A 25693-nucleotide genomic window follows, 5' to 3' on the forward strand; every position below is an offset into this window, starting at 1 on the left:
AACAGGCATTTATAATTTTGGATTACCATGAAAACCGAGAACCCCAAGTCACCCCCGGCTGCCGAGACCATCCCTGACATCAGCTTTGAACTGTTGAATCAGGCCCGTGACGGGATGGTCATAATCGATGACCATAACATGATCCTGTATGCCAACCCCGCGGCTGAAGCGCTGTGGGGGTACGACCCCGGCACGCTGGCGGGCAGGCCGGTGGGTGAACTTCTGGCTGCATCGGTCGGGAACAACAACCTGCCGGTCACCGTGGAGGCGCAGGCGCTGGAGCCGGTCGCGGGTGAGATCACGTTTGAAAACCGCAGCGGGGATTACATCTCCGCCGAGATCAGCCTGACGGCGGCGCGGCTGGGAAAGGGGAAGCGCACCTACCGCCTGATGATGGTGCATGGCATCACCGGCGCGGGCCATCGCAGCCGGGTGATGGAACTGCAGAACACGGTTTTCCGCTCCCTTTCCAGCGAGGTCCAGATCCCGGACGTGGCCGACATGGTCTGCCGTGAAGTGGAGGTGCTGGTCCCCAACACCGTCGCCGTGCTGATCCAGCTTGATGAACAGAACCGCCTGCGCATCCTGTCCGGTCCCGGCATGCCGCGTCGTTTTGCCGCAGCCCTGGAGGAGATGCGCCTGACGGATGCGGATATCGCAGCCCTGGCCACGGACCTGAGTGAAGCCACCACCATCGTGTGGGACAGCTACCGTTCCGTGGGGATCTCGCTTGGGCTGCATCATTGCTGGGCGTCGGCCATCCGTACCCGCAATGGGCGCATCACGGGCATTTTCGCGCTGTATTCGCGTTCCGAACGCAGCCGGGGCGAATGGCCGGCCCACATCGTCAGCAGTTGCGTGCCGTTCTGTGGCGTGCTGATCGAACAGCACGAGGCGCGGCAGCATATCTCGCAACTGTCGAACTATGACCCGCTGACCGGCTTCCTGAACCGGACGGCGGTGCATAAGGTGATCCGGTCGCTGATCGGCCAGCCGGGCGACAATCACTTTGCCCTGTACATGATCGATATCGACCGTTTCCGCGATATCAACGATGCGCTGGGCCATATCAATGGCGACGGGTTCCTGAAATCCGTTTCCGAACGGCTGAAGGGCATTTCACGCAGCAATTACATTCTCAGCCGTTCCGGCTCGAATGAATTCCTGATCATCGTGCCGAATACGCGGCAGGAAGATGCGCTGAAATTCGCCGAAAGGCTGCATGAATGCGTCAAGCAGCCGATTGAGATCGGCGGCAACATGATCGTGCCGACGCTGGGCATCGGTATCAGCCTGTTCCCCGAAAACGGGCCGGATGGCGAATCCCTGCTCAGCTACGCCGAACAGGCGATGCGCTATGCCAAGCGTTCGGGCCTGGGCATGACCCACCTTGCGCGTTCGGAAGACAACAAGGCGGCGCAGGACCGGCTGCTGCTGGGTTCGGCGCTGCGTGAATCGCTGGCGCAGGGCCTGCTCAACCTGCACTACCAGCCCCAGATCGATGTACGGAACAACACGCTGTATGGCGTGGAGGCCCTGTCGCGGTGGAACCACCCGACGCTGGGCAACATCTATCCCTCGCGCTTCATTGCCGTGGCCGAGGAAACCGGGCAGATCGAAGCCATCGGCACGTGGTCGCTGGAACGCGCGGTGCAACAGATCCTGGAATGGGACGCCCATGGCATTTACGTGCCGACGGTGGCGGTCAACCTGTCGGCGGGGCATTTCCGTAACCGTAACCTGCCCGGTTTCATTGCCCGCCTGCTCAGTGACAGCAATCTGGAACCGCACCGCCTGACGGTCGAGATTACCGAAAGCGTCATGATGACGGAAAACGAGGATACGAACATGGTCCTGCAGGCCATCCGTAACCTTGGCGTCGCGCTGTCGATGGATGATTTCGGGACGGGATATTCGTCGCTTTCAAGGCTGACGCGCCTGCCGCTTACGGAAATCAAGATCGACCGCAGCTTCATCATGAACCTCGAACATGATCCCAATGCGCAGGCCGTGACCACGGCGGTGATCGGGATTGGCGGGCGCCTTGGCATGACGGTGGTGACCGAAGGGGTGGAAACCGTGCGCCAGCTTGAACTGCTGTGCCATCTTGGCTGTGACGTGGTGCAGGGTTACCTGTTCGCCCGTCCCATGACGCCGCAGAAGCTGGAGGAATGGATCAGGGAAGGCTGTCTGCAGGCGGTGCTGCAAAAAGCGCAGGAAGAGTGCAAGATCGCCTCAGCCGGTTGACGCGCCCCGCCATGTCAATGTGATGGCGACACCCCGGCCCGCAAGAGCCGGGGTGTTTCATTATGGGGGATTGCGGGCGGGGATGGTTTGCATGGTACCGGGCGCGTGCCATACATCGGGGCAGGACGTGGCGGGCACAGGCGTGGCCCGGCGCGATATTTCCCGCCCGCGCCGCCGACCTGCGGGCAATGGCCACAGGATAGTCGCATGACCTTACCCGTTTTTGATCTTTGTCTGAAAAATGGCAGCGTTGTCCTGCCTGATGCCACGGTCGTGACCGATGTGTACGTGCGTGACGGGCGGATTGCCCGCATCGGGGGGCAGGGGGATGCCGGCCGCGTCATTGACTGTACCGGCCTGACCATCCTGCCCGGCGTGATCGACACGCAGGTCCATTTCCGTGAACCGGGCCTGACCGGGGCGGAGGACCTGGCGACCGGCAGCATGGCCGCCGTGATGGGTGGTGTGACCGCCGTGTTCGAAATGCCCAATACCAAGCCCCCCACCGACCGGCCCGAAGCCGTTGTTGACAAGCTGGAGCGCGCGCGCGGGCGCATGTGGTGCGACCATGCGTTTTATGTGGGGGCCACGACCGACAACGCCGATCGGTGCGGTGAACTGGAAATGCTGCCCGGTACGGCGGGGATCAAGATTTTCATGGGGTCTTCCACCGGCAGCCTGCTGGTGTCCGATGACGCGGTGCTGGAGCGCGTGCTGCGTTCGGGCCGCCGCCGTGTCGCCATCCACGCCGAAGACGAGGCCCGCCTGCATGAGCGCCTGTCCGAACGCAGGGCAGGCGATCCGTCCAGCCATCCCGTCTGGCGTGATGAGGAAACGGCCCTGCGCGCCACACAGCGCATCGTGCGCCTGGCGCGGCGTACGGGGCGGCGCATCCATGTGCTGCATGTCACGACGCCTGCTGAACTGGAATTCCTGTCGGGCCACAAGGATATCGCCAGTTGCGAGGTGACCCCCCAGCACCTGACGCTGGCGGGTGAGGAAGCGTATGCCGAACTGGGGACGCTGGCGCAGATGAACCCGCCCATCCGTGGCCGCAAATGGCGTGATGGCCTGTGGTACTGGATGGGGCAGGGGGTGCCCGACATCATCGGGTCCGACCATGCCCCCCATACGCTGGAAGCCAAGCAGCGCAGCTATCCCGAAACGCCTTCGGGCATGCCCGGCGTGCAGACGTTGTTGCCGCTGATGCTGGACCATGTGGCGCATGGCCGCCTGTCGCTGCGCCGGGTGGTGGACATGACATCGGCAGGGCCGCAGCGCCTGTTCGGGCTGGTGCGCAAGGGACGCATTGCCGTGGGGTATGATGCGGATTTCTCGGTGGTCGATCTCGCCGCGCGCTGGACGGTGCGGCAGGAATGGCTGGCTTCCAAATGTGGCTGGTCGCCGTTTGTCGGCCGTGAACTGACGGGCCGCCCCATCGGCACGATCATCCGTGGCAATGTCGCCATGTGGGAAGGCCAGCTTGCCCCGACGGCCCAAGGCGAACCCCTGCTGTTCGACGCCACGGACCGTCCGCAATCCGCTGACAAATAATAAAAGTTTTTGGGCGCCGCCTTTTTTCAAAAAGGCGGCGCTCTTCTTCTGAAGCTTTTTGCAAAAAGCTTCACCAAAAACCTCTTTATGATTTGCGGGTTGTTCCAAACAGGCGGTTGACCAGCCGCATGACCCGGCTCGATCCCTTTGCCGCTGTCTCCCATCTTTCAGTCGCCTGGCGGGTCATATGATCCGCGACAGGATGGCGGGCCTCAGCATCGGCCTGACGACGCCTGTGGCAGATACAACCCGGCCGGCGGGATTGGCCGGGCAGGGACCAGCCATGTCAGGGATATGGGGGATAAGGCACCCGATTGGAACCATGGACCACAGGCTTATGCGGGGTAGTACTAACCTGCGGGGTTCATTATATTTTCTGGGAGATAAATGGTGCCCAAGGGCGGGATCGAACCACCGACACTGCGATTTTCAGTCGCATGCTCTACCAACTGAGCTACTTGGGCACCGGGCCGTCTGTCCGGCTATGTCAGGGCAGTCGGGACCGCCGTGACGTTGGACAAGCGTTTAACCTACCTCATCATCGGGATCAACCCGTCTTGTGTATTTTTCATCCGCCCCGGAGGGAATCTCCGTCGAGGGCACGCGGTACTGGCCCGAAAACCAGCGTCCCAGGTCAACATCGGCGCAGCGGCGCGAACAGAACGGCCGGTATTGCGGCTGCGCGGGCTGGCCGCAGACGGGGCAGGGGGGAAGGGTGGACGGTTCAGCCATGATCGAATCTCCAGCCATTGGCGGGCAGGCCCTGATCCATGACAGGCTGGAGCACGCGGCCCGTCAGGCGCGTGAAATCCTCCATCCAGCCCGGATGGTCCCGCAGTAGCGCCATGATGCCATAACCACACCCCAGCATGACAGGCCGGCCATCGGGCGGCATGCCACGATAGGCCTGCATCTGCCCACGCAGGGCATGCAGGAACTGGCCTTCGCGCGACCGGAACAGTTCATGCAATGGCGGATGGATGCGCGGACGGACGATTTCCGCCAGCCCAAGCGCCGTAAAGCCCAGGAAGCGCGGACGCAGCGGGTCGTTCTTCAGTAACGCCTCAAGCGTTTCCGACAGCGCCCGGCGCTTGCGTACGGCAAGCCCCGCGACATCGACAATGATCGCGCCCGACAGGTTGCGCAGCCGCAACTGGCGCAACAGGTCAGGCAGCGCATCCCGGTTGGCGGCGAACTGCGCCGTCTGCTTGGGGCGGCGGTCCATGCTGGTGGCCCCGCCATCCATGTCGATCGCCACCAGCGCGGGGGTAGGCGTAATGCTGGCCGACATGCCGCCGGGCAGGGAGACAACGGGGTCTTCCAGCGCATCGGCCTGCGCGCGCAGGTCGCTGTCGAACGCGCAGTTGACGCGGGTCAGGCGGGGGTGGAAGGCGGCGGGCAGCAGGGTGGCGATGGCGGCGTCATCAATGACGATGGGCGCAAGCGGGTAATACCGCGCCAGCCGCTCCAGCGGGGTGGGGCCACGACGCAGCAGCTTTGGGTCCGCCCCGCCGGGCAGGTCGGATGGCAGGTTACGCGCACCCAGCCGCACGCCCTTGCCCCCCTGCGCGCTACGGGTGATGGTCACAAGGACGGTCTGCCCCTGCGTCAGGGGACCCAGCCCTTCCGAATCCGGCAGGAAGCCTGCCTGTTCCAGGCCCGGCAGGGTGATGAAGGTACCGCCAAGTGCCGGGACATGGGCGCTGGCACGGGCGCGATAGATATCGCCCACGCCATCGGCCATGTCAGGCCGCCACAGGGCGAAATCCTGCATGACGCCATTGTCCATGACGGCGATGCGGACCTCTCCGGGGCTGCTGCTGGCGCAGATGCGCATGCTCACCGGAGCCAGCATCCTTTCTGCCCACGCAGCATCTGCGCGGTTTCAAACAGCGGCAGGCCGACAATGCCGGTATAGCTGCCCGACAGGAAGCGCACGAACGCCGCCGCATGGCCCTGTATGGCATAGCCCCCGGCCTTGCCGTTCCAGTCGCCCGCTTCAATCAGCGCATCGATCTGCAGGGGCGTCAGGCGGGAGAACGTGACCGTGCTGGCCACCAGCCGGTTTCCCGCGCGACCGTCCCGCCATGCGGCCGTGGGGCGCAGGGCCACGGCGGTAAAGACGGTATGGCGCCGCCCGGACAGCAGGTTCAGGCATCTGCGCGCCGTATCCGCATCCTCCGCCTTGGGCAGGATGCGCCGGCCAAGGGCCACGACCGTATCGGCCGCGATGACCAGTGCCGGGATATCCAGCGCGCCCGCCACGTAATCGGCCTTTTCCGCCGCCAGGCGCTGGGCATGGGGGCGCGGCAGTTCGTCACGCCGGGGCGTTTCATCGATATCGGCTGGATGCACCTGATCGGGAACCAGCCCGATCTGGCGCAGGAGCGCGAGCCTGCGGGGGGAAGCCGAGGCAAGGACAAGCTGCGCACCCGTATCCGCCCCGGATGGAGCGGTGTCTGCGGTCATGACCGACAAAGGGCGGCTTACTTGAAGCGGAACGTGATGCGACCTTTTGTCAGGTCATAGGGCGTCATTTCCACATTCACGCGGTCGCCCGCCAGCACGCGGATACGGTTCTTGCGCATCTTGCCGCTGGTATGGGCCAGGATGGTATGCTCATTGTCCAGTGTCACGCGGAACATGGCATTGGGCAGCAGTTCGGTTACTGTGCCACTGAATTCGATCATGTCTTCTTTAGACATCGTGTCCTTCAATCATCAAAATTGCCGTCATGCTGCAGGCCCGCAGCGCAATACGGTTGGTTTATGTGGGGATACTCACCGCCGGGGTCAAGTTTCCTTATGCGCGGCGGTCAAGATCAGCCAGCCGGACCGACACGCTCAATGCATGTGCATCAAGCCCTTCGGCCCGCGCCAGGCTGACGGCGGCGGGACCGATCCTGCGCAGCGACTCGGGCTGGGCCTCGATGAACGTGGTGCGCTTGATGAAGTCGAACACCGACAGCCCGGAGGAGAAACGCGCCGTGCGGCTGGTGGGCAGCACATGGTTGGGACCACCGACATAATCGCCAATGGCCTCGGGGCAGTACCGCCCGACAAAGATGGCGCCCGCATGCCGCACGCGGCCAAAGACCGGGGCCGGATCATCGATCATGAGTTCCAGGTGTTCAGGCGCTATGGTGTTTACAAGGTCGGCGGCCTCATTCAGGTCACGGACCGTGATGATCGCGCCATGGGCATCCCAGCTGGCGCGGGCGATTTCGGCGCGCGGCAGGGTTTCCAGTTCGGTTGCGACCGCCTGTTCCACCTTCGCCGCCATGCCTGCATCCGGCGTGATCAGGATGGACTGGGCCATGGGGTCGTGTTCCGCCTGCGCCAGCAGGTCGAGTGCGATGGCGCGGGGGTCGTTGTTGCCATCGGCGATCACCACCACTTCGGACGGACCGGCGATGCTGTCGATTCCCACCGTGCCGAAGACCTGCCGCTTCGCCTCGGCCACATAGGCGTTGCCCGGCCCCACCACGCGGTCCACCGGGGCGATGGTGGCGGTGCCATAGGCCATGGCGCCCACGGCCTGCGCGCCGCCCACGCGGTAGATTTCGGTCACCCCCGCGCGCCGCGCCGCCGCCAGCACCAGCGGGTTGAGTACGCCATCGGGCGTGGGCACGCACATGGCGATCCGCCCGACGCCGGCCACATGGGCGGGAATGGCGTTCATCAGCACCGACGACGGATACGCCGCCTTGCCGCCCGGCACATATAGCCCCACCGAGTCCAGCGCCGTCCAGCGCATACCCAACGTCACGCCCGCATCATCGACGTAACGCAGGCCAGACGGCATCTGCGCCCTGTGGAACGACTCGATCCGCGTGGCCGCGACTTCAAGGGATGCCAGCAGGTCGGCCGGAACCTGTCCGCAGGCGGCCTCGACCTCGTCGGGCGTGATGCGCAGGGTGGCGGGGGTGACATTGGCCCGGTCGAAGCGGTTGGTGAATTCGCACAGCGCATCATCACCACGCGCCCGCACGGCGGCCAGGATCTCGGTTACGGGGCCGTCCACGCGGGCGGTGTCGCTGTCGCGCTCGGCCAGCAGCCCGGCGAATCCGGCCCTGAAATCAGGCTGGGTGGTATCGAGGCGCTTCATGCCTGCTGGTCCCTGGCTTGTGCGGCACTGGACGCCAGTGCGGTCCGGAAACGGTTGATGATGGCGCTTATGCGCTCGGGCTGGGTTTTCAGCGCCGTGCGGTTCACGATCAGGCGGCTGGTGACATGGGCGATGGTGTGGGTTTCCTCCAGCCCGTTGGCGCGCAGCGTGGACCCTGTATCCACCAGGTCCACGATCAGGTGCGACAGGTCCAGAACCGGGGCCAGTTCCATCGCGCCATGCAGGTGGACGATGCTGGCGTTGATGCCGCGCGCGGCGAAGTGACGGCGCGTGATGGAGGGATACTTGGTCGCGACCCGCACCTGGGACAGGCGGTTGGGATTGTCTTCAAGCCCGCTGCGATCCCTGGGCTGGGCGATGGAGATGCGGCAGCCCCCGATCCCCAGGTCAAGCGGGGCGTAGATTTCAGGGTAGTCGAATTCCATCAGCACGTCAGCGCCGCATATGCCGATCTGCGCGCCACCAAAGGCGACGAAGGTTGCGACATCGAACGAACGCACGCGCACCACGTCAATGTTGGGATCATTGGTTTCAAAGCGCAGCAGGCGGCTTTTCTCGTCATTGAAGTCCGGTCCGGGCACAATGCCCGCCCTATGCAGAAGCGGCGCCGCGGCCTTGAGGATACGGCCCTTGGGCAGGGCGAGTATCAGCGGGCTATCCGTTTCCGGAACGGCGGTCTGGGCCGGTGACAGGACGGTCAATGCATTCTCCGACATTGCAGGCTGGGGTCGCCCCGCGTGGTGCGGGGCACCTGTGGTGACATGCGGCGCATACCACATCCAGCCCTCATGCAGGAAGGGCGCTTTTCTGGCGGCTGCTAGTCGGAAACCCGTTCGATATGCGCGCCGCACTGCGCCAGCTTGCGCTCCACGGCCTCGTAACCCCGGTCAAGGTGATAGACGCGGCTCAGGATCGTCTCCCCATGCGCTGCCAGCCCCGCGATGATGAGCGAGAACGACGCCCGCAGGTCCGTCGCCATGACGGGCGCGCCGGACAGCGAATGCACGCCGCGGATGATGGCCGATGAGCCATGCACGTTGATGCGCGCGCCCATGCGGTTGAGTTCGGGCACGTGCATGAAGCGGTTTTCGAAAATGGTCTCCGTCACCATCGACGCCCCTTCGGCCACCGACAGCAGCGCCATGAACTGGGCCTGCATGTCGGTGGGGAAGCCGGGATAGGGTTCGGTCATGATGTCGACCCCGCGCAGCGCGCCGGTGCGCTGCACGCGCACGGCCCCGTCCTCCTGCACCATTTCCACGCCCGCTTCCTCCAGCGCGCGCACCACGGCGCCAAGATGCTCGACCTGGCCACCGACCAGCCGCAGCTCACCGCCGGTAATGGCGGCGGCGCAGGCATAGGTGCCGCATTCGATCCGGTCGGGCATGACGCGGTAACGCGCGCCGTGCAGCCCGTCCACCCCGTCAATCACCAGCTTGCCGGTGCCAATGCCGGTAATGCGCGCGCCCATGGCGTTGAGGCAGCCGACAAGATCCCCGATCTCGGGTTCGCGCGCGGCATTGATGATCTCGGTCCGCCCTTTGGCCAGGGTTGCCGCCATCAGCAGGTTTTCCGTCGCACCCACGGATGCGAACGGCAGGATCACCCGTTCCCCCTTCAGGCCGTGGGGGGCTTCGGCATGGATGTAGCCGTTTTCCAGCGTGATCTTCGCCCCCAGCGTTTCCAGCGCCTTGAGGTGCAGGTCAACCGGGCGCGTGCCGATCGCGCAGCCGCCGGGCAGCGAGACGCGGGCTTCGCCACAGCGTGCCAGAAGCGGGCCGAGCACAAGGATCGAGGCCCGCATCTTCGAGACGATGTTGTAGGGGGCTTCGGTATTGGTGATTTCGCCGCCCACCGACAGCGTGCCGCCGTCGCCGCTGACATCTTCCACCGTCAGGCCGTGCTGTTCGAGCAGCCTGCGCATGGTGCGGATGTCGGCAATGCGCGGGACATTGTCCAGCACCAGCCTTTCGGAGGTCAGCAGCCCCGCCACCAGCAGCTTGAGGGCGGAATTCTTCGCACCGCCAATGACGATGTCCCCACGCAGCGGGTGGCCGCCGTGGATGATGAAACGGTCCATGACTTGCGCTTCCTGCCCTTACATACGTGGCGGGGCGACGCCGACCTGCCCCATGTACTTGCCCTTGCGGTCGGCGTAGCTGACTTCGCACGGCGATGCCCCCTGGAAGAACAGGAACTGGCAGATCCCCTCATTCGCGTAGATGCGCGCGGGAAGCGGGGTGGTGTTGCTGATCTCGATCGTGACCTGCCCTTCCCATTCCGGCTCCAGCGGGGTCACGTTCACGATGATGCCGCAGCGCGCGTAGGTGGACTTGCCCAGGCAGACCACCAGCGTGTCACGCGGTATGCGGAAATACTCGACCGTGTGCGCCAGCACGAAGCTGTGCGGGGGGATGGTGCAGCAGTCGCCGTGGCGGGTGACAAAGCTGTTTTCGGCAAAGTTCTTGGGATCGACCACCGCGTTGTCCACGTCGGTGAAAATCTTGAATTCATTGGCGACGCGCGCATCATACCCGTACGACGACAGCCCGAAGGAGATCACGCCCTCGCGACTCTGCTTTTCCACGAAGGGTTCGATCATGCCATGGTCCGTGGCCATGCGGCGAATCCACGTATCGGGCATTATTGGCATGCTGTCCCTTCCTTCGGCATCGGTGACGCGGCGCGCGGGCAACCCGTCGGCCGTTGCGCGACCACTAACGAAGTGCCCGCCCGACCGCAACCGCAATCACGCTTCGTTGCCGGATATGTCGCCGCTGTCAGGGGTGGGGGCATCAGGCGCGGGGGCCGTGCGGGCACGGCTCTGCTGCTTGCGCCGGCGCAGGTTGGCGCGCAGGGCCTCGGCCTCACGGGCAAGGCGCTGCTGGCGGGCGGCCTCGGCCCGGTCGGTCAGGCGGGGTGTGTCAGGCCGTTCGGTCATGGGGTGGCTTCACGCGGGGGGGGGGCGGGGGAAGGGAATGCCCGCCACCCATGGGGATGGCGGGCGGGCGGCTCAGGCCGGGGTGGCGGGTGCGGCCGGGGCGGGGGACTGCTTTTCCGCGGTGGCGGGCGGCATGTCCTGGGGGATGCCGCAGCGGGTCAGCAGTTCACGCAGCGCCTTGACCACGGGGAAGATTTCCACGTTGCGGTCGTAGCCCGCCTCGTTCCATGCCGCCTGTTCCAGTTCCACGATTTCCTTGTCCTCAAGGAAGATGCGGTTGGTGAACCAGCCCAGCGCGGGCCAGATCACGTCGATCAGGAACGGCGTCTGCGGGCGCAGGATGGACAGCAGGCCGAAGGACTGGGTTATGCGTTCGTCCTTGTCCACCGGCACGTAGGCGGTCCACAGGTCCATGATCAGGTCACCGTCCTTGTCGGTGATGCGCAGGGTCTGGTACGGATATTCCGTGCGGATCGTCACGACTTCCTCAACGGGCTGTTCGCGGCCCTGCAGGTCCTTGTGCTTGCCAAAGATCAGGCGTTCGGCCAGCGGCTGCTGCCCCGCGCAGCGCATGAAGCTGTAGCGCGCCTCGATAAAGTCCTCGCCCTGGTCCTGCCCCAGGAAGCGGGCCTTGATCTGGCCCATCTGGCGGCGGTGCAGGAACTGATGGTTCATGTCCATCAGGTTTTCATGCATGAAGGTGTAGTGGCAGTTCACCCGCGGGCTGAAATGCTTGGTCTTGTATTTGGGGTTGTCCGTCTGGGCCAGCTTGGGGAAGGGCGTGCTGTCGGCCTTTTCCGGGTCGCCGGGGAAGACGAAGATCAGCCCGCCCGCCTCACGCACGGGGAAGGTGCGCACGCCATTGGGCAGCTTGCCCTTGCCAAGGTAGGGCACGTCGATGCAGCGGCCCGAACGGCCAAAGGCCCAGCCATGGTAGCAGCAGCGCACGGTCTGGCCGTTCACGGTGCCCTTGCTCAGCGGGACCTGCCGGTGGGGGCAGCGGTCATACAGCGCGAAGACGCTGCCTTCGTCGGGGCGGACCAGCACGATGGGAATGCCGGCATAGCTGACCGCCAGCGTCTTGTCGCGCTTCAGGTCGGCCGACCACGCCACCGGATACCAGAAATCCGGGTTGGAATTCACCCGGCGCAGGTCGGGGTGGTGGGGGCCGGGTACGGGGGTGATGTCGTCGGTCTGGGCGGGGGAAATCTGGTTCATGTGGTGCAGTCCCGAAGTGTTCGCGTTGAAACGGCGGGCCGCGGGTCATCCCCGTCCGCCAGAAGAAAGAATGCGCAATGGGTGAAGAATTTCAGTCGTCTTGTCGACTGTAAAACCACCCGTTGCATAAGGCCCATGCTGAATACTGGATGCTCGGCCCGGCTTTTTGGGGCGCCATGAGGCAGATCAAGGTAATCCGGCGCCCGACATGGCACGATTACCGCATACGCGCTGCTATCCTGCCTGTGGCAGGACTTCACCACCCTGGTCCATGTCCGCCATGGCGGCATGGTAGAAGGTGTTTGCCAGCTGCGTGTGCAGCAGTTCATCATATACGGACAGGGTCGCGTACTGCATCGCCTGTGTCGAATAATGCTCGCGCACATTCTCGCGCGCGTGCCATGCCAGCCGGATGCGGTCGTCCTGGGTCATGGTGGCGACGTGGCGCATGCGCGCCGCGAGCGCCTGCACGTCATTGGGGGGGAACACGAAGCCGGTCACGCCGTCATCCACCGTTTCCAGCGCCGCGCCATGGCCCGCCACGATAACGGGGCGGCCCATGGCCTGCGCCTCCACCACGACGCGGCCGAAGGGTTCGGGCCGTAGCGAGGGCACGACCACCATGTCCGCCAGCATCAGGGCGGCCGGCATGTCGGCGCAGTGCCCGGCAAAGCGCAGGTGTGTTGCGATTCCCCTGCGCCGGGCAAGGGTGACGAGCGCGCGGCCCAGCTTTTCGTTCGCCTCGCCCACGAAAATGCACACCCAGTCCCCGTTGAAGCCCGCTGTTTCATTCATCCGCGCCAGGGCCTCGATCAGCAGCGCATGCCCCTTCCACGGGGTCACGCGCGCGGGCAGCATGATGACCGTGGCGCCGTCGGGGATGTTCCACAGGTTGATCAGGTTCTGCACCCGGTTGCCGCGCACGCCCTGCGGGTCGAAGCGCAGCATGTCCGCCCCGCGCGGGATCAGGCGCAGGCGGTCGTCGCCCACCTTGTATTCCTCCCGCAGGCGGGCTGCGATGTAGCGGCTTATGGCAATCACCCGGCTGCCCGACGCCAGCACGCCGTTGTAGCGCCGCTTGCCCGGCAGGTTGGCTTCATGCACGCCATGCCATGTGGTGACCAGCGGTATCCTGAGCCGCCTGCACGCAAGGAAGGCCGCCCATGCGGGCGCGCGTGAACGCGCATGGATCAGGTTGACGCCGAATTCCTGGATGACATGGCGCAGGCGGCCCGCGTTGCGCATGATGGAAAGGGGATTCTTGGCCTTCAGGTCCATCTCGACCGGAATGGCCCCGATGTATTTCAGGCGCGGGACAAGGCGCCCGCCCGCACTGGCCACGATGGCCGTGCCACCGGCCTGGACGATGGCGCGCGCCATTTCCAGCGTGCCATGTTCTATGCCGCCGGATTCGAGGGCTGGCAGGACCTGCAGGATGACAGGGCGGTTGGTCACGGTTTGCATCACCCTTCCCCATATCATGATCGTATCGGAACTGCACGGGTCGGTGGCGAATGGGGGCTTGGCCCTTGACCTTCTTGGCGGGCGGGCCGACGAATGCGGTAATGAGAGTCCTTGCGTGCCTGCCTGCCCTTCCCCCTTTCGTGCCGGGTGGGTGCCCCGTATGTCCCGCCATTGCGCCAATCCGGCCCGCCAGCCGGGTCCGGGCGGCGTGCCGGGGCGTCATGGCCGCTGGTGCCGTGGTTGCGGGCGCCTGCCTGCTGCTGGCGGCCAATGCCGCCTGGAATGGCCGGGTCATGGCGGCTGATGCGCCACAGGCCGCCCCGGCCCCTGTTCCCGTCGTGCCGGAGCAGGGGGAGGCCGGGCACGAGGCATGGAGTTTCGCCCGCTGCACCGCCACCGTGTCCGATGATCCCGATGGCGCGCGTGATTATGCCGAGGACTGGCTGGGCCATGGCGGCGGGCTGGAGGCCGAGCAGTGCGCGGCCCTGGCACGCATCGAACTGGGGGATGTGGCGACGGCGGCGGCGTCGCTGGACCGTCTGGCGCATGTGCCCGGCTGGCCCGTGGGGGACCCGGCCCATGCGGGCGCGCAGCCCGACACCGCGCAGTCGCTGCGCCGCCGCGCGGCCGTGGCCGAACAGGCGGCGCGGGCATGGCAGGCGGATGACAGCCCGAAACAGGCATTCGACAGCGCGGCCTACGGCCTGACGCTGGAACCGGACGATGTGCCGCTGCGCCTGGTCTATGCGCGGGTCGCGGTTGAACTGGACCAGCCGCAGCGCGCGATCGACATCCTGACGCCGCTGCCACCCGTCCCGGCGGAACGCGACGAGGCACTGGTCGCGCGCGCCGCCGCATGGCGCAGGCTGGGGCGGATCGAACAGGCCATGGCCGATATCAACGCGGCCCTGAAGGACATGCCCCGCAACGGCGCGGCGTTGCTGGAACGCGGCATCCTGTACCAGCGCGAGGGCCAGATGGCGCAGGCGCGCGCCGACTGGCAGGATGTGGTGACGCTGGCCCCGGATTCGGATGAGGCCGACCTGGCGCGGCAGGACCTGTCGCTGCTTGAAACCGACCCCGAGGCACCCTGACCCCCATGGTCCGCATTCTGGTGATCCGGCTGGGCGCGCTGGGCGACTTCATCCAGTCCTTCGCGCCGTTCGCGGCCATTCGCGCCCATCATGCGCATGACACGGTGGACCTGCTGACGCAGGCGCCGCTTGCCGACCTTGCGCGCCATGCGCCGTGGTTCGACCATGTGCATGTCGATCGCAGGCCGCCATGGCATGACCTGCGCGCGGTCATGGCGCTGCGTCGGCTGCTGCGCTCATATGACTTCATCTACGACCTGCAGACATCGGGGCGCAGTACGCGCTATTTTCACCTGTCGGGCATGAAGGCATGGTCGGGAATCGGGCGCGGCGCGCAGGCGGTGCATGACAACCCGCAGCGGCGCGTCATGCACACCCGCGCGCGCCAGCGCGACCAGTTGCGCCATGCGGGAATCGACAGCCTGCCGGTGCCCGACCTGTCATGGCTTGCGCGCGGCGGCCCTGTCCTGCCCGCGCCCTATGGCGTGCTGGTGCCGGGGGCGGCAGTACACCGTCCGGCCAAGCGCTGGCCGGTGGAACGCTATGCCGCCCTTGCGCTGCGCATGCATGCGCGCGGCCTGCTGCCCGTTATCGTGGGCGGCAGGGGGGAAGGGGGGCTTGCCGCCACCATCCGTGACACCTGTCCCGATGCGGTGGACCTGACGGGGCGGACATCGCTGCTGGAACTGGGTGGCGTGATGGCGCGGGCGGCCTGCGCCGTGGGTAACGATACCGGCCCCATGCATCTGGCGGCGGCATTGAGCGTGCCCTGCACGGTGCTGTTTTCAGCCGACAGCAACCCCGCCCTGACCGCGCCCGTGGGCCGGCATGCGGGGCAGGTGCGGGTCATTTATGTGCGTGATCTGGCAACTCTGCGCGTCGACAGGGTTGCGGCGACGCTCGCCTGACGCCATTACAGCGGAACATCTTCAACCGGAGCAATGAAACCATGCCTGCCATAACCCTGCCTGACGGATCCGTTCGCCGCTTTGACGGGGCAGTGACGGGCACTGCCGTGGCGCAGTCCATCGGGGCCGGACTGGCCCGCGCCGCCCTTGCCATGGAAGTGGACGGCAGGCTTATGGATATCGGTCGCGCGATCGACCATGACGCGAAGGTCCGCTTTGTCACGCGCAAGGACCCCGAGGCGCTGGAAATGATCCGCCACGACGCCGCCCACGTGCTGGCCGAAGCGGTGCAGTCGCTGTTTCCCGGCACCCAGGTCACGATCGGCCCGTCGATCGAAAACGGGTTCTATTACGATTTCTATCGCAACGAGCCGTTCAAGCCGGAGGATTTCGCCGCGATCGAAAAACGCATGGGCGAAATCGTGGCCGCGAACGAACCCTTCGTGCGCGAGACATGGCCGCGGGACAAGGCCATCGAATTCTTTGAAAACAGGGGCGAGCGCTTCAAGGCCGAGCTGATCCGCGACCTGCCCGAGGACGAGGAAATCTCGATCTACCGCCAGGGCGAATGGCTGGACCTGTGCCGTGGGCCGCACCTGCGCGGCACGGCCGATGTGGGCCATGCCTTCAAGCTGATGAAGGTGGCGGGCGCCTACTGGCGGGGCGACCACCGCAATCCCATGCTGACGCGCATCTACGGCACGGCATGGCGCGACCGCAAGGAACTGGAGGCCCACCTGCACCAGCTTGAGGAAGCCGAGCGCCGCGACCACCGCCGCATTGGCCGCGAGATGGACCTGTTCCACATCCAGGAAGAAGCCGTGGGCCAGATCTTCTGGCACCCCAAGGGCTGGCGGCTGTATTCGGTGCTGCAGGACTACATGCGCCGCGCGCAGAACGGTAACGGCTATCAGGAAGTGCGCACGCCGCAGCTTGTTGACCGCGCCCTGTGGGAAGCCTCCGGGCATTGGGACAAGTACCGCGAGCACATGTTCATCGCCACCGTCGAGGACGAGGACAAGACCCTTGCGCTGAAGCCGATGAACTGCCCGTGCCATGTGCAGATCTTCCGCCATGGCCTGCGTTCCTACCGTGAACTGCCGCTGCGCATGGCGGAATTCGGCGCCTGCCACCGTTACGAGCCGTCCGGCGCGCTGCACGGCATCATGCGCGTGCGCGGCTTCACGCAGGATGACGCCCACATCTTCTGCACCGAAGACCAAATCGCCGATGAAACCGCGCGGTTCGTGCGGATGCTGGCGGATGTGTACCAGGATCTGGGCTTCGAGCATTTCCGCGTGAAATTCGCCGACCGCCCCGAACAGCGCGCCGGTGATGACGCCACATGGGACCGTGCGGAAAATGCGCTGAAGGTCGCGTGCGACATGGCGGGCGTCACCTATGAGCACAATCCGGGCGAAGGCGCGTTCTACGGCCCCAAGCTGGAATTCGTGCTGCGCGACGCCATCGGCCGTGACTGGCAGTGCGGCACGCTGCAGGTCGATTACGTGCTGCCCGAACGGCTGGATGCGTCCTATGTGGGCGAGGACAGCGCGCGGCACCGTCCCGTCATGCTGCACCGGGCGATTCTGGGATCGTTCGAGCGATTCCTTGGCATCCTGATCGAACAGCATGCGGGCCGTTTCCCGCTGTGGCTGGCGCCGGTGCAGGTGGTGGTGGCGTCCATCGTGACCGATGCGGCGGATTATGCCCAACATGTGACCGACAGCCTGCGCAAGGCGGGACTGGTGGTGGAAGCCGACCTGCGCAACGAGAAGATCAACGCCAAGATTCGCGAACACAGCCTTGCGCGCGTGCCGGTCATTCTGGTGGTTGGCCGCAAGGAAGCGGAGGAAAACACCGTCGCCCTGCGCCGCCTTGGCGGCAAGGCGCAGGAAGTCCTGCCGCTGGAGGAAGCGGTGTCCGCCCTTGCATATGAAGCCCTGCCACCCGACATCCGCAGGGCACGCGGCTGATTAATCTGGTTCCGTGCCGCGATTGCATGGCTGTTTTCGCGGGTACGGGACAGACAGTACTTGATCTGGGGCGCGTCTTTGCGTCACATATCTTTCCATAATGTAAGGTCATGCCCTGCCTGCGTGTTTTCCATGGTATCCGCCATGGGCGCGTGGATAGGCGCAATGGCCTTATCTGCCGTTTGAATGAAACAGTTACAGGAGCTGACCATAGCCAGACCCCCGATGCCCACTCCGCCAAATCGAGAGGGCCCCCGTGTCAATGAAGAGATCCGCGTACCGCAGGTCCGTCTGATCGACGAAGAAGGCGAGATGCTGGGCATCATGTCCACGCGCGATGCGCTGGCGCGCGCCTATTCCGTTGGCCTTGACCTTCTGGAAATCAGCCCGAACGCCGAGCCGCCGGTGGCGAAGGTTCTGGATTACGGGAAGTTCAAGTACGAACAGCAGAAGAAGCGCAACGAAGCGCGCAAGAAGCAGAAAGTCATTGAAATCAAGGAAGTCAAGGTTCGCCCGAACATTGACGAAAATGACTATCAGGTGAAGATGCGCGCGATGAAGACCTTCATCGGCGAAGGCGACAAGGTGAAGGTGACCCTGCGCTTCCGTGGCCGTGAAATGGCGCATCAGGATCTGGGTGTGAAGGTTCTGGAACGTATCCGCTCGGAAATGGATGAGGTCGCCAAGGTTGAGCATATGCCCAAGCTTGAAAACCGCCAGATGATCATGGTGCTGGCCCCGCGCTAGGCGCGGTGTCGCTGCCCGTATCATGAAAAAGGCCCGGTGGGATGATCCACCGGGCCTTTTTCGTCTGTTTTGCATGCCGGATAAACCGGGTGCAGGTTTCCGCACGATGTTTATGGGACGCGGTTGCCATATGGCCGACATGGCGTGTCCGGTCTGGTCACGACAGGAAGGAGCGGGTTTTTACCCGGCGGGTTTCAGGACCAGCTTGGCGCGCACGGTCGCCGTGACATCCTGCATGCCGGTTGGCGCTTCCGGGGGGGCCGTTTCGATGCTGGCGGCGCGGGGCATCATCATCATGGGCATCGGGCGTGGCATGTTCTCGTCTTCCAGCGTCACGGTGCGGATGAAGGCAACATCCAGCTTCAGCGTGGCTGCCGCGGCCTGCGCGCGCTGCTGCATGTCCTGTAGCGCCAGCGTCTCGGCCTTACGGGTCAGTTCCATCCGCTTTTCGCGTGAAAGGGACCAGTCCAGCCGCGTCAGGGCCAGGTTGTCAGCCTGTAGCTGCCCCACCAGCGGCAGCAGCACCTTGCCGTCGCTGGCGGTCAGGCGGATGCTCTGGCGCGCCACCCATTGCGGCCTGCGGTTCTGGCGCGCATCGCCATCCTCATGATGCACGAAATAGGATTCGGCATTCAGGGTCACCCCCGTCACATGGGCGCTGGCCGCAGTGACCTTGCCCACCAGCGCATTGACCTGCGCCTGTGCGCTGGCTGCCGTATCCGCCCGGGCTTCGGCCAGGAAGGTGGCGGTCAGTTCATCCGGCTGGGCCTGCACCGTGCCGGATGCCGACAGTTCCAGTTCGGTCGTATTGGGGAGAAGTGCGTTCGCGGGCTGGGTCTGGGCCATGCTACCTGCCGGATGCAGTGTCGCCGCCGCCAGCAGGCCGGGCAGGGCAATACGCAGGCTGTGGCGGACAGGGGTCGTGAAAAATGGAAAAGTCATGAATGCGTCGTCTCCTTCAGTTCGACCAACGCGCGACGCAACCGTACGATCCCGGACCGGATTCGCCCTTCGCGGCACATGTCCGCGCCCTGCGTGCGCAGGCTGTCCACATCCTGCGGCAGGGCCGGGCCGTAGGCGTCGATAATGTTCAGCAGCCGGTTGCAGTAGGCCTTGGTGTCACTGGTAATGATCACGGGCTTTTCCGATCCGTCCCGTGCGGTGATGACGTCCGCCCCGGCGCCGGTCCCGGCCGGGGCCACACCACACAGGCAGAAACTCATCACAACAATGGCAGGCGCCATGGCGGGGTGCATGTTCATGGTGTTACTTTACGCTACTGTTCATGTCATGCTGATGGGGGAAAGGTGACCTTTCCGTCATGCCTGATATGTGCGGGGGAGATGGAACATCCTCCTCGCTTTTCGAAATCGCGCAGGCCGCGATCGGCAGCGCCAGCGAAACCGTAAGCCCGGGATTGTGCGCCGACAGGTGCATCCGCCCCCCATGCAGTTGCACGATGGCCCGCACCATGGATAGGCCCAGCCCCGAACCGGGGGTATTGCGTGCCTTTTCCGCGCGAAAAAAACGTTCCGTGGCGCGTGCCATGTCGGCCTCGCTCATGCCCACGCCCTCATCACTGACACACAGGTCCAGCATGCCTTCGCCCGTGGGGCCGATAATGCGCCCGGGTGCCAGTTCGCGCACCTGCGCGCGCAGGTGGACGGTGCCGCCGGGGGGCGAGAATTTGATGGCGTTGTCCAGCATGTTGGCCACGGCCTGCTGGATCAGCGAACGGTCACCGTAAAAGCTCAGGCTGTCGGGCAGGTCCGGCACCAGCCTTATGTCACGCTCCTCCGCCACGGCTTCATACAGGTCGGCCACATCGCGCAGGACCGGCACAAGGTCGAATGTCATGAAGGCGGAGCGGCGGGCGCCGGCCTCGATCTGGGCAATGCGCAGCAGGGCCTCGAACACGGCGGTCACGTTATCCAGGTTGCCCACCGCGCGTTCGATCGCATCGCGCAGTTCCGCATCCGATTTCGCGTGCAGGGCCGCATCCTCAAGCTGGGTGCGGGCACGGGCGATGGGGGTGCGCAAGTCATGGGCGATGGAATTGGATACCTGCCGCACGCCATCCATCAGGCGCACGATCCGGTCCAGCATTTCGTTGATGGCTTCGGCCACCTGGTCCATTTCATCGCCATTGCCCACCAGCGGCATGCGGCGGCTCAGGTCGCCATGGGCGATGGCGGATGTGGTGCGGGCCACGGTCTTGACCATGCGGCGGAAAATGCCATGCACCAGCACCGCCCCGCTGACAGCCAGCAGCGTGACCATGACCCACGCCCATAACAGCGAATCGGTCAGCAGGTGGCGCAGGATGCCGCGCGCGCGCACGTCGCGCCCCACCAGCAGGCGGTAGCCGCTGTCCAGTTGCCCGGCCGTATGGCTCTGCGCCGTGCCGGGCAGGCGGTAGGCATGCAGTTCCGCCATGCCGCGCAGCCCCGCGCGCGTATCGGGCAGGGAATACCAGCGGTCCGTGTACTGCACCTTCGCGGGCCATGCCGAGACATTGCCCGTCAGGTAATTCCCCTGCGGGTCGATGACGAGGTAGATCGCATCGTCATCCAGGTTCTGCTCCAGCCTGTCCTCGATGGTCAGGGCCAGCGTGGGCAGGCCCCCCATCACCCAGCGTTCGGCCAGGGCGCGGGCGTCGGCATTGATGGCGGTTTCCACCTGGCGTTCCAGGAAGCCGATCGTCCCCCACCACATGAAGGACATGAACAGGATGGAGGACAGGGCGAACATCATGCCATAGGCCAGCGAGAAACGCAGGCTGGCCGACCGCCACGCCCGCCAGCGCGACGGGCGGGGCATGGCGCGGGGAAAGCCGGTGGGCATCAGCATCCCGCGCGCGGGCAGGGATGGCGCCTATTCGGCACGCAGCATGTACCCCGCGTTGCGGATGGTGTGGATCAGCGGCGTGCCAAACGGCTTGTCCACTTTCTGGCGCAGGCGCGAGACATGCACGTCGATCACGTTGGTCTGCGGGTCGAAATGGTAGTCCCACACGCCTTCCAGCAGCATGGTGCGGGTCACGACCTGCCCGGCGTGGCGGGTCAGGTATTCCAGCAGGCGGAATTCGCGCGGCTGCAGGTCGATCTTCTGGCCCGCGCGGCGCACCGTGCGCGACAGCAGGTCGATTTCAAGGTCGGCCAGTTCCAGCTTGGTCTGGGGCGCCGTTTCCGTCCGGCCACGGCGGCCCAGCGCCTCGACACGGGCCAGCAGTTCGCTGAAGGCGAAGGGCTTGGTGACATAATCATCGCCCCCCGCCTTCAGGCCCTGCACGCGGTCATCCACATCCGCCAGCGCCGACAGCAGCAGCACGGGGGTCGTGTTGTTCTGCGCGCGTATGGTTTCCAGCAGGCGCACGCCGTCAATGCCACCGGGCAGCATGCGGTCGAGTATGATCAGGTCGAACTTCTCGCTCACGGCCATGAACAGGCCGTCCTTGCCGTTATCGGTCAGTTCGACCAGGTGCCCGGCTTCCTTCAGGCCCTTGGCCACGAAGCTGCGGACGGTGGGGTCATCTTCAACAACAAGAATATGCACGTTGCCTCACGTCGTTTGGGGCGGGGTCGGTCAGTCTTCCATGTCCTCGTCGGGGCGGTGGCCGACACAGGCGGGCAGGCTCAGCGCCTCGTGGTGGCGGCGGATGTGCAGCACCACGACTGACTGGGGCCTTTTTGCCGCGATCGAGCGGATCAGCATGCGTGACGTATCGATCGGTTCATCGTTCACTGCGGTAATGACATCCCCTATATGCAGGTGCGCCTTCATGGCCGGGCCATTGCGGTCGATGCCGACAATCTGCACGCCGTCATGTCCCGATCCGTCCGTCAGTGTAACACCCAGCCATCCCCGGTCGATATGGCCATTATGCCGCAGTTCTTCCACTATAGGTGCCACGATTTCCGACGGAAGGCCAAATCCGATGCCCACCGACCCGCCGGTGGGGGAGACGATGGCCGTGTTCACCGCCACCACCTGCCCGCCCAGGTTGAAGGACGGCCCGCCGGAATTGCCGGGATTGATCGGGGCGTCGATCTGGAAAAAGTCATCAAACGGGCTGGTGCCGATATCGCGGCCGCGCGCCGACACGATGCCCGCGGTCACGGATGACCCCAGCCCGAACGGGTTGCCCGCCGCCATGATCCAGTCCCCGATATTGACCAGGCGGCTGTCCCCCCATGGCACGAAGGGCATGGGGTGGGGCGCGTGGATCTGGATGACCGCGATATCCGTCAGGTCATCGCTGCCAACCAGATGGGCGGGGAATTCCGTGCCATCGGCCAGCGACACGGTAATCAGGTCGGCGCCGCCCACCACATGCGCGTTGGTCACGATCACGCCGCTGGGGTCGATCAGGAAGCCCGAACCCGCCCCCAGCATTTCCTCGCCATGCGCGCGCATGCGTTCGCGGAATTTGTGTTCAAACGGCGTGCCCTTGACGCTGGGGGGCAGGGGCTGGCGGCCGCCGGTGGTGGCGTGGCTGTCCTGCGCCACCGCGATATTGACCACGGCCGGCCCCACCTGGCGCACCAGCGGGGCGAAGGTCAGCGGCCCGGTCGAGACCACCGGCGGCACGGGTGGCGCGAACAGGGAGGGATTGGGCGATACGGCGGGCGCGGGCGCAGCTTCCCCCGCGTGCGCCACTGTCGCCAGCCCGTCCGGTCCGGGTGTGCCCAGCAGCAGGATCGGTAACAGCCGGAAAGCCGGGCGACAGGCCATGGCGATCCGTTTCATACGGGGCGGGGCGAAGGAATGTTCATGATAACCCATGTTATCTAAAAAAAGCGGCAATGCCATGGCTGCATGACATCTGCGACGTAAATGCATGCGGTTTTATGGCGTGCGCCGTGGTCGTGGCGGCGGCGGGCTGGCCGTGGCGGGGTTTTCGGGCCAGTCATGGCGGGGGTAGCGGCCGCGCATGTCACGGCGCATATCCGCCCATGACCCGGCCCAGAACCTGGCCAGGTCGGCGGTAATGGCCTGTGGCCTGCCCGCGGGCGACAGCAGGGCGATCCGCAGGTCCACCCGGCCATCGGCAATGGCGGGGGTCTGTGTCACGCCATAGAAGGCCTGCGCGCGTGCCGCCGCCACGGGCACGGGTTGCAGGTAATCGATCGCGGCCCGCCCGCCCGGCAGGTCCAGATGGGTGGGCAGCATCCGGTCCAGCCATTTCAGCGTGGCATGGTCCATCGTGGCGCGCAGCATGGCCAGCAGGTCCATTTCCGCCAGCGCCGACAGGCGGTTTACTCCCGCAAGCCATGGGGCCAGCCAGCTTTCCGCTGTCCGGGCCAGCGATTCATCCGACAGGTCGGGCAGGTCCGCGCGGTCCAGACGGGCGCGCGCCAGGTCCACGCGGGCCTGCAACTGCCGGCAGGTGTCACCCCACGTGAATGTCGCGGCAAGGTTCTGCGCCGCCTGCGCGCACAGCAGCGCGCTGACCTCGTCGGGACTGGCGGTAACCGTGCGGTCGCGCAGCACAAGGTTGCCCAGACGCAGCCTGCGCCGGGCCAGTACATTGCCCGTTGTGGTGTCCAGCGTGGTTTCAACCTGTTCGCGCGCCCGCGCCAGCAGGCTGTCAGGCAGCGCGTCACGGTCCAGCGGGGCGGCAAGGCAGATTTCGGCCGCCTTGCGCACATGCATCCCCGCCACCGCCAGCAGGCCGCACCGCGCCAGTTCGTCCGTCTTGGACAGGCGCGCGCTGCCGCCGCCAGCAAGGCGGAACGACCCCGCATCCCCACGGGACTGGGCCACCCGGTCGGGAAAGGCCGCGGCAATCAGGGCGGCGGGGTCGCCACTTGCGGGAATGTCGCGCCCCAGTCCCAGCCGCCTGCGATACTGCCGGGCGGCATGGCGGATGCGCGACAGCGCCGCGCGGTCGGCATCGGGGTGGTCGCCACCGGCCAGCAGGTCCAGGCGCAGGCGGATATCCGCCGGCGCGGCAGGTGGCGCGCCCCGGCTGCCACCGGCGGGACGGCGGGGACGCAGCGGGTCGCGTTCTTCCAGCAGGGCGGCGATGTCGGCGGCCATGGCGCGTTCGGCTGGCGTGCGCGCGGCCAGCATCATGGCGGCAAGGCGGGGATGCGCGCCAAGGGCGGCCATGCGCGTGCCCGCCCGCGTGATCCGGGCGTCATCATCCAGCGCGCCCAGCGCCTGCAGCAGGCTGCGCCCGGCTTCGAACGCGCCATTGGGGGGCGTGTCGGGAAAGGGCAGGTCGGCGGGGGCCGTGCCCATCGCATCCTGCCACGCCGCCGCGTCCAGCCGCAGGCCGGTCAGTTCGGCCTCCATCATTTCGGGCTGGTCATGGGGGGGCATGGCGCGCGTGGTCATTTCCGTCCACAGCCGCATGGCGATACCGGGGGCGACGCGCCCGGCGCGGCCCGCGCGCTGGCTGGCCGCAGCCCGTGAAATCCGCACCGTGTCGAGTCGCGTAAGCCCCGTGCCCACATCCAGCCGGGGCACGCGGCGGAATCCCCCATCCACCACAATGCGTACGCCCGGCACGGTCAGCGATGTCTCGGCAATGGAGGTGGACAGGATCACCCGCCTGCGCCCGTCGGGGTGGGGCGTCAGGGCGCGGTCCTGTTCGGCGGGGGGCAGTTCACCATAGAGCGGCAGGACATCCGCCGCGATCCCGTCCAGCAGGCCGCGCGTGCGGTGGATTTCGGCAACGCCGGGCAGAAAGGCCAGCACATCGCCGGGGTCCTGCGCGATGGCGCTACGGATGGCGGCGGCCATGGCGTCGGGCAGGTCGCGGCGGTGGACAAGGTCGCGGGTGGCGTGGCGAATTTCCACGGGGAACATCCGGCCTTCGCTTTCCACCAGTTCGGCATTCATGCGCTGCGCCAGCGCCGCGCCATCCATGGTGGCGGACATGGCGACCAGCCTTAGCTCAGGCCGCAGGCTGCGTTGCAGGTCGAGACAGAAGGCAAGGGCGGCATCCGCATCGACCGAGCGTTCATGGATTTCGTCAAAAATCACGCACGCCACCCCATCCAGCGTGGGATCGGACAGCAGGCGGCGCACCAGCAGCCCTTCGGTAATCACTTCGATGCGCGTGCGTTCCGATGTCGCGCCCTCAAGCCGGGTGCGGTAGCCCACCAGCCCGCCCGGCGTCTCATCCATAAGCGCCGCCATGCGCGTGGCGGCCGCGCGCGTGGCCAGCCTGCGCGGTTCCAGCATCACGATCCGGCCATCGCCGCGCCACGGCGCATCCAGCAGCGCCAGCGGGACCAGCGTGGTCTTGCCAGCACCTGGTGGTGCGACCAGAACGGCATTGGACGTGCGCGCCAGTGCGGCCCGCAGGGGCGGCAGGGCGGCGGCGACGGGCAGCGTATCGCCGTTTTCGGACAGGAGGGTGTCGAGACGGTTTTGCAAGGTCGGGTCTAAGGCCATATCCTGATC

General features: G+C 65.8%; 23 protein-coding genes and 1 tRNA gene. 6 read left to right on the forward strand and 18 right to left on the reverse strand.

Annotation, left to right across the window (positions count from 1 at the left end; genetic code table 11):
- Positions 1–27 precede the first annotated feature (27 nt).
- Both CFR76_RS08720 and CFR76_RS08725 read left to right on the forward strand, forming a co-directional pair.
- Positions 28–2247, forward strand: a complete 2220-nt coding sequence (locus CFR76_RS08720) for a sensor domain-containing protein (protein WP_110556783.1) — start codon at positions 28–30, stop codon at positions 2245–2247.
- Between the two features lie 207 nt (positions 2248–2454).
- Entirely contained in the window at positions 2455–3801 is a 1347-nt protein-coding gene (locus CFR76_RS08725) for a dihydroorotase (RefSeq protein ID WP_110556784.1), read from the forward strand.
- 388 nt (positions 3802–4189) lie between these two features.
- Here CFR76_RS08725 and CFR76_RS08730 read toward each other — a convergent pair.
- The 12 genes from CFR76_RS08730 to CFR76_RS08785 all read right to left on the reverse strand — a co-directional run bounded on the left by CFR76_RS08730 (position 4190) and on the right by CFR76_RS08785 (position 13552).
- Positions 4190–4265 (reverse strand) — tRNA-Phe (locus tag CFR76_RS08730).
- Positions 4266–4326: 61 nt separating this feature from the next.
- A complete protein-coding gene (locus CFR76_RS08735) occupies positions 4327–4533 on the reverse strand; it encodes a DNA gyrase inhibitor YacG (RefSeq protein ID WP_081749447.1) in 207 nt (68 codons plus the stop codon).
- Positions 4526–5656: a ribonuclease E/G gene (locus tag CFR76_RS08740; RefSeq protein ID WP_110556785.1), complete on the reverse strand. Its 1131-nt coding sequence runs from the start codon at positions 5654–5656 to the stop codon at positions 4526–4528. Before CFR76_RS08740 ends, CFR76_RS08735 begins: the two co-directional genes overlap by 8 nt.
- Positions 5641–6270: a Maf family protein gene (locus tag CFR76_RS08745; protein WP_167402087.1), complete on the reverse strand. Its 630-nt coding sequence runs from the start codon at positions 6268–6270 to the stop codon at positions 5641–5643. Before CFR76_RS08745 ends, CFR76_RS08740 begins: the two co-directional genes overlap by 16 nt.
- Positions 6271–6287: 17 nt before the next feature.
- The gene (gene infA, locus CFR76_RS08750; protein ID WP_010508114.1) at positions 6288–6506 is read right to left on the reverse strand and encodes a translation initiation factor IF-1; all 219 of its coding nucleotides are present in this window, start codon (positions 6504–6506) and stop codon (positions 6288–6290) included.
- Positions 6507–6603: 97 nt separating this feature from the next.
- A complete protein-coding gene (gene hisD / locus CFR76_RS08755) occupies positions 6604–7908 on the reverse strand; it encodes a histidinol dehydrogenase (RefSeq protein ID WP_110556787.1) in 1305 nt (434 codons plus the stop codon).
- Positions 7905–8645, reverse strand: a complete 741-nt coding sequence (gene hisG, locus CFR76_RS08760) for an ATP phosphoribosyltransferase (RefSeq protein WP_110556788.1) — start codon at positions 8643–8645, stop codon at positions 7905–7907. Before hisG ends, hisD begins: the two co-directional genes overlap by 4 nt.
- Positions 8646–8746: 101 nt before the next feature.
- Positions 8747–10009, reverse strand: a complete 1263-nt coding sequence (gene murA, locus CFR76_RS08765) for a UDP-N-acetylglucosamine 1-carboxyvinyltransferase (protein ID WP_110556789.1) — start codon at positions 10007–10009, stop codon at positions 8747–8749.
- Positions 10010–10027: 18 nt separating this feature from the next.
- Positions 10028–10582 carry a dCTP deaminase gene (dcd, locus tag CFR76_RS08770; protein WP_025439336.1) on the reverse strand — a complete coding sequence of 185 codons (555 nt, stop codon included), beginning with the start codon at positions 10580–10582 and terminating at the stop codon, positions 10028–10030.
- A 96-nt stretch (positions 10583–10678) separates the two neighbouring features.
- On the reverse strand, positions 10679–10870 hold the full coding sequence (locus tag CFR76_RS08775; RefSeq protein WP_110556790.1) for a hypothetical protein: 192 nt from the start codon (positions 10868–10870) through the stop codon (positions 10679–10681).
- A 72-nt stretch (positions 10871–10942) separates the two neighbouring features.
- Positions 10943–12088: an aromatic ring-hydroxylating oxygenase subunit alpha gene (locus CFR76_RS08780; RefSeq protein ID WP_110556791.1), complete on the reverse strand. Its 1146-nt coding sequence runs from the start codon at positions 12086–12088 to the stop codon at positions 10943–10945.
- A gap of 234 nt (positions 12089–12322) precedes the next feature.
- Positions 12323–13552: a glycosyltransferase family 4 protein gene (locus CFR76_RS08785; protein ID WP_110556792.1), complete on the reverse strand. Its 1230-nt coding sequence runs from the start codon at positions 13550–13552 to the stop codon at positions 12323–12325.
- 101 nt (positions 13553–13653) lie between these two features.
- On the opposite strand from CFR76_RS08785, the gene CFR76_RS08790 reads away from it, so the two are divergent.
- The 4 genes from CFR76_RS08790 to infC all read left to right on the forward strand — a co-directional run bounded on the left by CFR76_RS08790 (position 13654) and on the right by infC (position 18277).
- Positions 13654–14646 (forward strand): tetratricopeptide repeat protein, encoded by a 993-nt coding sequence (locus CFR76_RS08790; protein WP_244191853.1) that lies wholly within the window; start codon positions 13654–13656, stop codon positions 14644–14646.
- A gap of 5 nt (positions 14647–14651) precedes the next feature.
- On the forward strand, positions 14652–15554 hold the full coding sequence (locus CFR76_RS08795; RefSeq protein WP_110556794.1) for a glycosyltransferase family 9 protein: 903 nt from the start codon (positions 14652–14654) through the stop codon (positions 15552–15554).
- A 41-nt stretch (positions 15555–15595) separates the two neighbouring features.
- Positions 15596–17530, forward strand: a complete 1935-nt coding sequence (gene thrS / locus CFR76_RS08800; protein WP_110556795.1) for a threonine--tRNA ligase — start codon at positions 15596–15598, stop codon at positions 17528–17530.
- A 225-nt stretch (positions 17531–17755) separates the two neighbouring features.
- On the forward strand, positions 17756–18277 hold the full coding sequence (infC, locus tag CFR76_RS08805) for a translation initiation factor IF-3 (RefSeq protein ID WP_110556796.1): 522 nt from the start codon (positions 17756–17758) through the stop codon (positions 18275–18277).
- A 180-nt stretch (positions 18278–18457) separates the two neighbouring features.
- Here infC and CFR76_RS08810 read toward each other — a convergent pair whose 3' ends face one another.
- Genes CFR76_RS08810 through hrpB form a run of 6 tightly spaced genes read right to left on the reverse strand, consistent with a single transcriptional unit; the run spans position 18458 to position 25684 of the window.
- Positions 18458–19219, reverse strand: a complete 762-nt coding sequence (locus CFR76_RS08810) for an SIMPL domain-containing protein (RefSeq protein WP_110556797.1) — start codon at positions 19217–19219, stop codon at positions 18458–18460.
- Positions 19216–19539, reverse strand: coding sequence for a hypothetical protein (locus CFR76_RS08815; RefSeq protein WP_110556798.1), 324 nt, complete (start codon positions 19537–19539; stop codon positions 19216–19218). The genes CFR76_RS08810 and CFR76_RS08815 overlap by 4 nt, the downstream gene beginning before the upstream one ends.
- A 4-nt stretch (positions 19540–19543) precedes the next feature.
- Entirely contained in the window at positions 19544–21121 is a 1578-nt protein-coding gene (locus tag CFR76_RS08820; RefSeq protein ID WP_110556841.1) for a sensor histidine kinase, read from the reverse strand.
- 30 nt (positions 21122–21151) lie between these two features.
- Positions 21152–21832 carry a response regulator gene (locus CFR76_RS08825; protein ID WP_025439326.1) on the reverse strand — a complete coding sequence of 227 codons (681 nt, stop codon included), beginning with the start codon at positions 21830–21832 and terminating at the stop codon, positions 21152–21154.
- Between the two features lie 30 nt (positions 21833–21862).
- On the reverse strand, positions 21863–23089 hold the full coding sequence (locus CFR76_RS08830; protein ID WP_110556799.1) for a S1C family serine protease: 1227 nt from the start codon (positions 23087–23089) through the stop codon (positions 21863–21865).
- Between the two features lie 36 nt (positions 23090–23125).
- The gene (gene hrpB, locus CFR76_RS08835) at positions 23126–25684 is read right to left on the reverse strand and encodes an ATP-dependent helicase HrpB (protein WP_244191854.1); all 2559 of its coding nucleotides are present in this window, start codon (positions 25682–25684) and stop codon (positions 23126–23128) included.
- Positions 25685–25693 lie beyond the last annotated feature (9 nt).

The organism is Komagataeibacter swingsii (genome assembly GCF_003207895.1).
GTDB lineage: Bacteria > Pseudomonadota > Alphaproteobacteria > Acetobacterales > Acetobacteraceae > Komagataeibacter > Komagataeibacter swingsii.